10 protein-coding genes are annotated in these 11,355 nt (G+C 35.2%); 7 read left to right on the forward strand and 3 right to left on the reverse strand.

The genetic code is table 11. From position 1 onward, the window contains the following. Positions 1-36 precede the first annotated feature (36 nt). Positions 37-1,890, reverse strand: coding sequence for a DNA polymerase III subunit gamma/tau (locus tag HNS40_RS12770; protein WP_172281385.1), 1,854 nt, complete (start codon positions 1,888-1,890; stop codon positions 37-39). A gap of 418 nt (positions 1,891-2,308) precedes the next feature. Between HNS40_RS12770 and atpB the strand changes: the two genes are divergently transcribed. The 7 genes from atpB to HNS40_RS12805 all read left to right on the forward strand — a co-directional run bounded on the left by atpB (position 2,309) and on the right by HNS40_RS12805 (position 9,255). Continuing rightward, positions 2,309-3,505, forward strand: coding sequence for a F0F1 ATP synthase subunit A (gene atpB, locus HNS40_RS12775; protein ID WP_253916334.1), 1,197 nt, complete (start codon positions 2,309-2,311; stop codon positions 3,503-3,505). 40 nt (positions 3,506-3,545) lie between these two features. Further along, a complete protein-coding gene (atpE, locus tag HNS40_RS12780) occupies positions 3,546-3,806 on the forward strand; it encodes an ATP synthase F0 subunit C (RefSeq protein WP_172281389.1) in 261 nt (86 codons plus the stop codon). 79 nt (positions 3,807-3,885) lie between these two features. Continuing rightward, the gene (atpF, locus tag HNS40_RS12785) at positions 3,886-4,386 is read left to right on the forward strand and encodes a F0F1 ATP synthase subunit B (protein WP_172281391.1); all 501 of its coding nucleotides are present in this window, start codon (positions 3,886-3,888) and stop codon (positions 4,384-4,386) included. A gap of 6 nt (positions 4,387-4,392) precedes the next feature. Further along, a complete protein-coding gene (gene atpH, locus HNS40_RS12790; RefSeq protein ID WP_172281393.1) occupies positions 4,393-4,950 on the forward strand; it encodes an ATP synthase F1 subunit delta in 558 nt (185 codons plus the stop codon). A 32-nt stretch (positions 4,951-4,982) separates the two neighbouring features. Beyond that, positions 4,983-6,563 (forward strand): F0F1 ATP synthase subunit alpha, encoded by a 1,581-nt coding sequence (atpA, locus tag HNS40_RS12795; protein WP_172281395.1) that lies wholly within the window; start codon positions 4,983-4,985, stop codon positions 6,561-6,563. 22 nt (positions 6,564-6,585) lie between these two features. Beyond that, on the forward strand, positions 6,586-7,467 hold the full coding sequence (gene atpG / locus HNS40_RS12800) for an ATP synthase F1 subunit gamma (protein WP_172281397.1): 882 nt from the start codon (positions 6,586-6,588) through the stop codon (positions 7,465-7,467). Positions 7,468-7,608: 141 nt separating this feature from the next. After that, positions 7,609-9,255, forward strand: a complete 1,647-nt coding sequence (locus tag HNS40_RS12805) for a hypothetical protein (RefSeq protein ID WP_172281399.1) — start codon at positions 7,609-7,611, stop codon at positions 9,253-9,255. Between the two features lie 297 nt (positions 9,256-9,552). Here HNS40_RS12805 and istB read toward each other — a convergent pair whose 3' ends face one another. Further along, on the reverse strand, positions 9,553-10,305 hold the full coding sequence (gene istB / locus HNS40_RS12810; protein WP_172281401.1) for an IS21-like element helper ATPase IstB: 753 nt from the start codon (positions 10,303-10,305) through the stop codon (positions 9,553-9,555). A gap of 13 nt (positions 10,306-10,318) precedes the next feature. Next, the coding region (locus tag HNS40_RS12815; RefSeq protein WP_172281403.1) for a DDE-type integrase/transposase/recombinase at positions 10,319-11,355 on the reverse strand (1,037 nt) is incomplete at its 5' end.

Consider the following 11,355-nt stretch of genomic DNA (forward strand, 5'->3'; position numbering starts at 1 on the left):
TGGTTTTACTATTATCTATTGTTTGTTTTGTGATTCTTAAAATTCGATTTCCAATTTTAGTACATCTTTTAGCTTGCGGAGATTAGGATTCTTTTTAGCCATTTGCTCAAACTTTTCCATGGGCCCGTCAGCCTTGAAATTTTCGGTGGCTAAAATACTAGTTTTTATTTTAATCTGGTAATTATTTAATTGGGTGCGCAGTTTCATCAACAGAACTTCTGCATGGCTCATCAAATCTTGCTCTTGGGCTTTGTTATAGAATTTGAATTCTATTTCTTTGTCGTTTATTAGTGCTGGTTTTTCTGAACGTAAAACCGATTTTAGGCTGGGTTGACCTTCCAATTCATTGATAAATGAATTGATAATCTCATCTAGCTTGTCCTTCTCGATAGGTTCGGCTATATGCTCTTTCCCTATCATATAGGCTATTGGATCTTCTTCGGCATCCGCTTCCTTTTTTTCATCATTTAATGAGTAACCCAAATCACGACTGAATCCTCTATTGATTTTTCTTTTTAATGGTTTCGGTTTGTCTTCTTTTGTGGAAGGTTTTGTTGTTGGTCCTGTATTTTCTTGACTGTCTGCTCTTGGTATTGGGCTTGGTTCAATAGCTTTTTCCTCTGTTTTCTGAGGACTTGAAACACTAGTGTTTTCAGGTGAAGGAACATTTGTGTTTATGTTGGGAGAAAGTAGTGTGTCCGCAAAGTCTTGTTTATCAGTTAATAAGCTTTCTGGAACTTCATTTTTTTTTAGGTCAATCCTTTTTTTTTCAGCCCCAGTTTTGTCAAACATGCCAGAGGCCAGTCCGCACATTTGCATCAATCCCAGTTCTAGAAGAAGCCTTTTGTTATTGCTTGTTCTGTAATTGATGTCGCTCTGATTGTTTATCTCAAGACATCGAATGAGGAACCCAGTTTCAAACTGAGGAGCTTGTTGACGGTATTTTTCCTTTATATTATTAGAAGTGTCCATCAAATCTATGGTAGCTTCGTCACGGCTAATCATTAATGATCTTAAGTGTTCGCCCAATCCAATGATAAAGTGTTGTCCATCGAAACCTTTGTCAATAATCTGGTTCAATAATACCAAAGCGCTACTGATATTTCCTTTGAGGATTTCATCGGTGATTTTGAAGAAATAATCTTGGTCTAATACGTGCAGGTTTTCTACCACTTTTTCATAGGTCAGGTGACCTGAAGTAAAGCTCACTAATTGATCAAATATTGAAAGTGCATCCCTTAAAGCACCATCTGCTTTTTCAGCTACCAGGTGAAGTGCATCTTCTTCTGCAGTAACGCCTTCATTTTTGGCCACATAAGCCAAGTGTTTAGCCATATCGCTAATGGTGATTCTGTTGAAGTTGAATACCTGGCAACGAGATAAAATAGTCGGGATAATTTTATGACGCTCGGTAGTTGCTAAAATAAACTTCACATAAGTTGGAGGCTCCTCTAATGTCTTCAAAAAGGCATTGAAAGCTTGGGTAGATAGCATATGAACCTCATCTATGATATAGATTTTGTATTTACCAACCTGAGGAGGGATTCTAACTTGTTCCACCAGTTGACGAATATCATCTACGCTATTATTAGAGGCTGCATCGAGTTCATATATATTAAAGGAAGAATTAGTGGCAAAAGATTTACAAGACTCACACTCGTTACAGGCTTCGGTATTCGCCACATCGAGGTTCATGCAATTAATGGTTTTAGCAAAAATACGTGCAGTTGTTGTTTTACCAACACCTCTAGGCCCAGTAAATAGGTATGCTTGCGCCAAGTGATTGGTGCTAATGGCATTCTTCAAGGTGTTGGTGATGCTTTGTTGCCCCACCACGGTATCGAAGGTTGCTGGTCTGTATTTTCTCGCCGAAACAATAAAATTCTCCATAAGATTGCAAAAATAGGAAAATCTTTGATGAATGGGAGAGATGAGGGGGATAATTTTTATTGCTTTTTTGTTATGATAATTTTCTAGTAAAAATGGCCTTTGAGGAATAGTTATGGCCTTTCCTGGTTTTTGAAAGTGATGCTTGTCCTATAAATTAGGAAATTATAGATACTTTGCACAAAACTATAGCACCCCAATAGCATGATAAAAAAATCAAATGCATGCATATAAAAACAACAAAAAATATAGCTAAATATTTCCAGTTAAAGCCAGAAGGATCGACCCTTTTTTTGTATTTCGGACTTTCTCTACCAAAATCACTGTTTCATGTGATATTTACGAGATTTTTTTGTAAACTTGCACATGTTTAATTAGGCCAGAAAACTGAGATTTGGATTATTTACCTAAAAGAATGATTTTGAAGCATATAAAGTTACTTTTAATTGCCCTGACCATAAGCGGTTTTGCCCTTAAATCAAGCATGGCACATACTGATCATGCCACTGAGCATAAAGAAAATATTCATGAAATTGCCGATGAAGAGGTTTTCGACGCTGGTAAAATGATTATTGAGCACGTCATAGATTCCTATGAATGGCACATTCTAAATTGGGGTCATACCCATGTTTCTGTTCCTCTTCCAATTCTTATTTTCCACGATGGACAGTTGTTGTCATTTATGTCATCTGCTTTTGTAGATCATGAAACACACCATAAAATCCCTGTTTTTTTCGATTCTAACGGAGAGATGATACATGATCTTGAGCATGGTGCTGATGTAGCTTACGCTTTTGCAATTATGCAAGATGGCGGACATAAAGGTAAAATAGCCTATATAGATGCTCAAAAGTATTTGGTTCATCATGAAATTGTGGAAATCACCGAAGGTGGATTACCTTTAGATTTCTCCATCACTAAAAATGTGGTAGCACTTTGGTTCAGTATTATTCTAATGCTGTGGATTTTTGCCAGTGTAGCTAAAAGCTATAAAACTAGAAAAGGAATGGCCCCAAAGGGCATGCAGAGTGTTTTTGAGCCTTTGATTGTTTTTATTCGTGACGATATTGCCAAGTCTTCTATTGGCGAAAAGAAATATGAAAAATACCTTCCATTTTTACTCACTATTTTCTTCTTTATCTTCTTTAATAATCTTTTAGGTTTGATTCCTATCATTCCTGGAGGAGCGAATTTAACAGGAAATATTGCGGTAACTGGAGTTTTAGCAGTATTCACTTTTGTAATTACTACTTTAAGTGCCAATAAAAACTATTGGGTACATATTGTAAATACACCTGGTGTACCATGGTGGTTGAAGTTCCCTATTCCATTGATGCCTATCGTAGAAATCATGGGGGTGTTTACTAAGCCATTCGTATTAATGGTGCGTTTATTTGCTAATATCACAGCTGGTCATATCATCATATTAGGCTTTATGAGCTTGATATTTATTTTCGGTGCTATGACACCAGTAGCTGGATATGGTGTGAGTATTGTCAGTGTTGCTTTTTCTATCTTTATGTCATTACTAGAGTTTTTGGTTGCTTTTATCCAAGCCTATGTATTTACATTATTATCGGCGCTCTATTTTGGAGCTGCTGTAGAAGAGCATCATTAAGAAATAGAATTATATATTACTAATCAATAAATAAACAATTATGTCTTTATTAACCATTTTATTGCAAGCTGTAGCTGACTTCGCTCCTTATGCAAAATTAGGTGCTGGTATTGGTGCTGGTATCGCTGCTATTGGTGCAGGTATCGGAATTGGTCAGATTGGTCGTGGTGCTGTTGAGTCCATTGCCCGTCAACCAGAAGCAGTTGGTGACATTCGTTCAAATATGATTGTTGCTGCCGCCCTTATCGAAGGTGTAGCTTTCTTTGCTATTGTGGTTTGTCTCTTGATTTTATTCTTGTAGTCGAACCCTGGTTCAAGTATCCTGACGGTAGGTCAGGATGCTTGATTTTTTAATTGCTCATTTATAAACAAAAAGATATATGGAATTAGTTAGTCCCGGTTTTGGATTGATATTTTGGATGTTGGTATCCTTCAGCATATTGCTGTTCATCACTTTTAAGTTCATTTGGCCTGCTATTTTAGGAGGATTAAAAGAACGTGAAGAAGAAATTGCCAGTTCTTTAGAGGAAGCTAAAAAAGCTCGTGAAGAAATGAAAGCACTTCAGTCTGATAATCAGGCTTTAATTAAAGAAGCTAAAAATCAGCGTGACGAAATTTTAAAAGAAGCCAAAGCTTTAAAAGACGACATTTTGAAAGAAGCCAAACAGCAAGCTACTTTGGAAGGTCAACAATTGGTAGAAGAATCAAGAAAACGCATTCAGCAAGAGAAGGTGGCTGCTATTACCGAGTTGAAAAACGAAGTAGCAGACTTATCTATCAGTATTGCAGAGAAATTGATTAAGACCGAATTATCTGCCGATACTAAGAAGAAGGATTTGATGGATAAGTTGATTAAAGAAGCTGACAAGCAACTAAACTAAATAGAGATGAATCAAACACGCTTAGCAAACAGATACGCCAAAGCGCTTTTTGAGCTTGCTCTGGAACAGAAAAAGTTGGAAAAAGTTGGTGAAGATATGTTTCTAATTTCTCAAACTATTGCCGAGAATAAAGAGCTAGAAAACATGCTCAAAAGCCCGGTGATTAAGTTGGCGAAAAAGGAAAATGTGATGAATAGCCTTTTTGGTAAAAGTACTGATCCCATCAGCCTTCGTTTTATGATGTTGGTGGCAAAAAAGAGTAGAGAAGAATATTTGGCATATTTCGCTAAAGAATTCACCAATATATATAACGATTATAAAGGTCTTATTGATGCATGGGTTTCTACTTCTGGTTCTATCGATAAAGAAGTGAAAGCTGATATCATGGCACTCCTCAAAAAGATTTCTGGTAAAACAGTGGTATTGCATGAGAATGTAAATGCTGATTTATTAGGTGGTTTTATCGTAAAAGTAGGCGACTATCAATACGATGCCAGCACACGTACTTTAATGAGGAAGTTAAAAGAAGATTTTTCGAGAGATCTTTTTGTAGGAAAAGTTTAATTTAGAAGAAATAAAGAAAAAAATATAGAGATATGGCTCAAATCAAACCCGCTGAAGTATCAGCAATATTAAGACAAGAGTTAGCAGGTTTTAAAGATGAAGCACAATTAGAAGAGGTAGGTACTGTTCTCCAAGTAGGAGATGGTATTGCTCGCGTTTATGGTCTTACCAATGCTCAAGCTGGCGAGTTGGTCGAGTTTGAAAAAGGTGGCCTTAAAGGTATTGTATTGAATCTTGAAGAAGATAATGTTGGAATTGTATTATTAGGTGACGCTGATACCATTACAGAAGGTGATACGGTGAAAAGAACCAAATTAATTTCTTCCATCAATGTAGGTGAGGGAATGCTCGGCCGTGTGATTGATACCTTGGGTGCACCAATCGACGGTGCAGGTCCAATTGAAGGGAAAACCTATGAAATGCCTTTGGAACGTAAAGCGCCAGGTGTAATTTATCGTCAGCCTGTAACTGAGCCATTACAAACAGGTATTAAAGCTATTGATGCCATGATCCCTATCGGGCGTGGACAACGTGAGCTAATCATTGGTGACCGTCAAACAGGTAAGTCAACTATTGCAATTGATACCATTATCAATCAAAAAGAGTTTTACGATAGAGGGGAGCCTGTATATTGTATCTATGTAGCTTCTGGACAAAAAGGTTCTACAGTGGCTAATACCATGCAGGTTTTAAAAGAAAAAGGAGCTCTTGCTTATACCGTAATTGTTTCTTCTACGGCCTCTGATCCAGCTGCGATGCAATATTATGCTCCATTTGCTGGTGCTGCCATTGGTGAGTATTTCCGTGATACAGGAAGACCAGCATTAGTGGTTTATGATGATTTATCTAAACAAGCGGTTGCTTATCGTGAAGTATCATTATTATTAAGAAGACCTCCAGGGCGTGAAGCTTATCCTGGTGACGTTTTCTATCTTCACTCAAGATTATTAGAACGTGCTGCTAAGGTGATTGACAATGATAAAATTGCCAGTCAGATGAATGATTTGCCTGCAAGTTTGAAAGATATAGTAAAAGGAGGAGGGTCTTTGACTGCACTTCCTATTATTGAAACGCAAGCTGGTGATGTTTCTGCATATATTCCTACCAACGTGATTTCTATTACTGATGGTCAGATTTTCTTAGAGTCTGATTTGTTTAACTCCGGTATTCGCCCAGCGATTAATGTGGGAGTTTCAGTATCTAGAGTTGGGGGTAATGCTCAAATTAAACCAATGAAAAAAGTGGCGGGTACTTTGAAGTTAGATCAAGCTCAATATCGTGAATTAGAAGCTTTTGCAAAGTTTGGTTCCGATTTGGATGAGGCTACTTTATCCGTATTAGAAAAAGGTAAGAGAAACGTAGAAATCTTAAAACAAAATCTATTCTCTCCAATGAAAGTGGAGCATCAAGTGGCTATCATTTTCTGTGGAACTAAGGGATTATTGAAAGATGTTCCTGTGAATAAGATTTCAGATTTTCAGGCGGATTACATACATCATTTGGAAACCAATCATGCCGATACCTTGAAGACTATTGCTGCTGGAAAATACACCGATGATATTACAAAGGTGTTAACAGACACTGCAGCACTTGTATCAGAGAGATTTAAATAGATATTAAACATAATTCTTCAGCATGCCAAGCTTAAAAGAAGTAAGAACGAGGATAGCCTCTGTAAATTCGACCCAGCAAATTACCAGTGCCATGAAAATGGTGGCCGCAAGTAAGTTGCGTCGGGCTCAGAATGCTATTGTCAATATGCGCCCTTATGCCAATAAGTTGAATGAGATATTGCAAAATGTTTCCTCGAGTGCAAATTCTAGTGAAGATAATGTATATGGTGAGGAGAGAACTTTGAATAAAGTGCTTTTAATTGCCGTTACTTCAAATAGAGGCCTTTGTGGAGCTTTTAATGCTAATATCATTAAGAAAACTCGCCATTTAATGGTAGAGAATTTTAGCGATTTACATCGGAATGGAAACGTAGATGTGATAACCGTTGGAAAGAAAGCCAGTGAAGCTTTTGCAAAATTGGGAGATCGCCATGTGGGTTCTTATGATGATTTCTGGGATGATTTAAAATTTGAAACTATATACCCTTTGGCTGAGGAGCTCTTAAGCAAATTCAAAAAGAAAGAATACGATAGGATTGTAGTGGTTTATAATATGTTCAAGAATGCAGCTACACAATTGGTAACTGCAGAACAGTTATTACCTGTTCTGCAAACAGAGAAAGCAGAAGGTGCAGCAGAATCTAATTACCTTTTTGAGCCTTCAAAAGAAGAAATTTTAGGAAGCTTAATTCCAACGATTTTAAGGATGCAGTTTTATAAAACTTTGCTTGACTCATTTGCCTCAGAACATGGAGCTCGTATGACTTCTATGCAACAAGCTACGGATAATGCTCAGGAGATGTTGCGTGATCTTAAACTCAAATACAATAAAGCGCGTCAGGCTGCCATTACTGGTGAAATTCTGGAAATTGTAGGTGGTGCTGAGGCTTTAAAGAACGCCTAATTAGATAGATTCCTCTTATTGAGGTTTTAGATATATGAGGAGCTGCTTTTGTGAAAAGGTGGCTCTTTTTGTTTTCCTGAATAAATCCCTTAGAATAGGTTGAGCATTATTAACTATATTTGCTTCTATCAAAAAAGGGATATGAAATTTTTATTGAGATTCATTCAGATTATAATTATTGTTGGAAGTGTTTTTGTATCATCTTCTTTTGCCTCAGAAGATTCTAAGGTAGATAGCCTCGCATCTCTATTATTTAAGACAAATAATGAAAAATTAAAGCTTGAGCTTTTGTTGGAATTAGCTGATAAAACAAGTTGGACAGATATCAAATCATCTGAGAAATATGCAAGACAAGCGTTAGAATTATCTCGAAAACTAGAGGATATTAAAGGATTGGCCTATTCTAATTTTTGGTTGGCTAAAATATATGGTGATTATGAATTCGATTTAGCTGAGAATCTAATTCTGCAGTCTTTAGAACATGCCATGTCCATACAGGATAGCATTTTAATGGCTAGAGGTTATAATCTATTAGGAAATTTAAAAAGCAATCTAAAGTTCAATGAAGATGCTTTATCCTATTATAATCGTTCTTTAGGTATATTTTTAAGGCATGATCAAGATTCATTGGCAGCAGGAACTTATAATAATCTAGGTATTTCTTATGCTTTCGAATACGGAGATAGCCTTTCTATCAATTATTATCAAAAAGCGGCATCAATTAACATCAATAATAATAATTACCTATGGTTGGCCATAAATTATCTTAATATCGGTAACGATTATCTTCGTTTAGAAAGATTAAGTATGGGTTATGAATATTTGCAAATGAGTATGGAAATTGCAAATGAGCATCAATTTATTAGATTATTTCCTTGGATATATAATAACCTTAGCAATTATTATTTAAAGTCTAAAAATTTTCCAAAAGCTTTAGAATTAGCTAAAGAAGGCTTGAATAGAGCGAAAGATCAATCTAATAGATTGCAAGAACTATATGCCTTAGAACAATTGAAAGAAATCTCTCAGGAAATGTCTGATTTAGCTTCTACCAATTTTTATTTGGAAGATATTATTGAGATTAAAGATTCAATTAGTAAATATAATAGGCTCAAAGAATTGGATCTGTTGGAGATGAGATATAAATTTGAAGAAGAGCAAAAAGCTCAAGTATTAGAGAAAGCACTATTAGAAGCTAAATATTATAGGAAGGAAGTCACTTATCTCTTAATATTATTAATTGCTGGAGTATTTACCTTTACTTTTTTGTCACTCTATATTTTTCAACGAAATAGAAACCGTAGGAAAACTTTAGAACAAAAAAATACATTACTTGAAAAGGAGAAATTATCTAAAAACTTAGAATTTAGAAATAAGGAACTCACTACAAATGTAATGTACTTATTAAAGAAGAACGAGTTTATTTCAAATATATCAAGTAAGCTAAAAAATATAGATATAGATAATTCACAACAAGAGAATGATTATATCAGAAAAATTATTATTGAATTAGATAAAAGTATATCTGATGATAATTGGGAAGATTTTGAGGTCCGGTTTCAAGAAGTACATGTTGGATTCTATAATAGCCTTAGTAATAGTTTTCCTGATCTTACTCCCAATGAATTGCGTTTATGCGCTTTCTTACGATTGAATATGACCACCAAAGAAATAGCTGATATTACTTTCCAATCTGCAGAGAGTATCAAAAAAGCTAGATATCGCCTAAGAAAGAAATTAAATCTAAATAGAGATGATAATTTAGTCACTTTCTTGTCAAAAATGTAATTGTCCACTTTTTATCCCACTACCCTTAATACCATTGTCCACTTTTTGTCTTCTAAATAAAAATCTGATAAATAGCTCTTTATGTAGTTTTGTGTTCTGATTAATCTACAATACATAATCAAATATTGGGCACTTTATATGGACAAGAAAAAAAATGAAGACTTAGTGGATATACCGGCGTTATTGTGCCAGTCATACCGACGTTATTGTGCCAGTGTGAACAGCTATAATTTCTAGGCTAAATTTACACATTAATTTGTTTCATTTTCACACATTAATTTTCCTAAATATTTCACATTAATTTGCTTCTGTTTTTGATGATTTTAATTTGTTTTTTCTTAGAGATTCTCCTTTCAATTGTATTCTATGAGATGAGTGAACAATTCTATCTAAAATAGCATCAGCTATGGTTCCTTCCCCAATAATTTCATGCCATCCTGAAACAGGGATTTGAGAAGCTACAATTATTGAGTTCCGGTCATATTTACTTTCAAAGATATCCATCAACGTTTGTCTGGATTGGTTATCAAAAGCAGCCAAGCCAAAGTCATCAAGAATAAGCAATTCTGCTTTCTCTATTTTTAAAAGATTCTTTGTATAAGTTCCTTCAAGCCTTGTGAGCTTTAAGTAATCCATTAGTCGTGCAGTGTTGAAATAGAGTGTTTTCACAAGCATCATACAAGCCTGATTACCTAAAGCCTGAGCCAGATAACTCTTTCCTGTTCCCGTAGCACCTGTTATAATTATATTTTCATGATTGCGGATAAAATCAAGTAAAGCTAATCTCTCAAAGGTATTCCTATCGAGGTGTCTATGAGCAGAGTAATCGATATCTTGGATAGTCGCAGGGTATCGGAAGTTGGCTTTTTTTATGAGGTTTTTAATCTTATTATTCTGCTTGTTTTCCCACTCCTGATCTATGAGCATTGTAACATACTGATCGTTTGTGTACTGTTGGTTAATATTGATGTCTATATTGGTGTAATGCATTTCAGCCATAGCTGTTAAACGCATTTGTTTCATTTTTTCTATTGTATTTTGATTGTTCATTATTTCTATTTTTTTAATTATAAAACTCTGCTCCTCTGATGTTACTATGTTCAGTTATATGTGGATCTGTCGTTGAGCTATTATCAGATATATCCATTTTATTTGCAAGGATATTTTTAATGATACGATAGCCATATCTATACTGATCCATGGCTATTTCACAAGCTTTATCCAACCTTTCTTCTGGGTAATCTTTCTTTAAGTTGATAATACCTAAGCATTGTTTATAGGCTATTTCTGGATAAGAATTTTGATTTAAAAGCTTTTCTGTATAAGCCGCTACATGATCTCCTGATTTCTTGGCCCAGCTTATAAAATAACTAGGACTCCAATCCTTATAAAACTTGTGAGAGCTACTCAAATGGTCATCTTTCTTTGTGTAAGCACCTCTTTTATAATTCCTTTTATGATTGGCAATACGCTCCGATTTACAGTATATTTCGACGTCTTCAGAGTTATATTGTACTTCAACATCATTGCCAATATAACGAAAAGGAACGCTGTAGTAGTTTTTGTCTTCATGTAAATATACAAAGCCCATTTTTTGAACTTTTGCTTTTTTGTACTCTTTTAATTCATAAGGTTGTGATGGCAAAGAGGATAGGTATGATCTTTCATAGTCTGAAAAGTGTTTAAACCGACTTGTTCCCAACTGTTTCATTTGAAAAGCATTATACTCTGTCAGTTTCTCTTTTATGGCTTTGTTTAGTTCTGATATGCTAAAGAATGTTTGTTTGCTCAAAGGATAATAGATACGTTGATACACTAATTTCACAGCTCCTTCAACAAGTGCTTTATCTTGTGGCGAATAAGATCTGGTGGGATTAATGCTCGTTTTATAATGAATAGCCAAATCTTTTAAGCTCTTGTTTAAAATCGCACTGTATTTGCTTGATTTTGTTACTGCTGATTTTAAATTATCCGTTACTATAGTTTGGGGTACGCCACCAAAATATTGTAAGCAATGATTCATAGAGTTGATGAAATCTTCCTTTCTCTGGCTCATAGTTGCCTCTACATAAGTATAATGACTAGCAGGAAGTATGCTAA

Origin of the sequence: Lentimicrobium sp. S6 (genome assembly GCF_013166635.1) — a bacterium.
Classification (GTDB): Bacteria; Bacteroidota; Bacteroidia; order Bacteroidales; family UBA12170; genus UBA12170.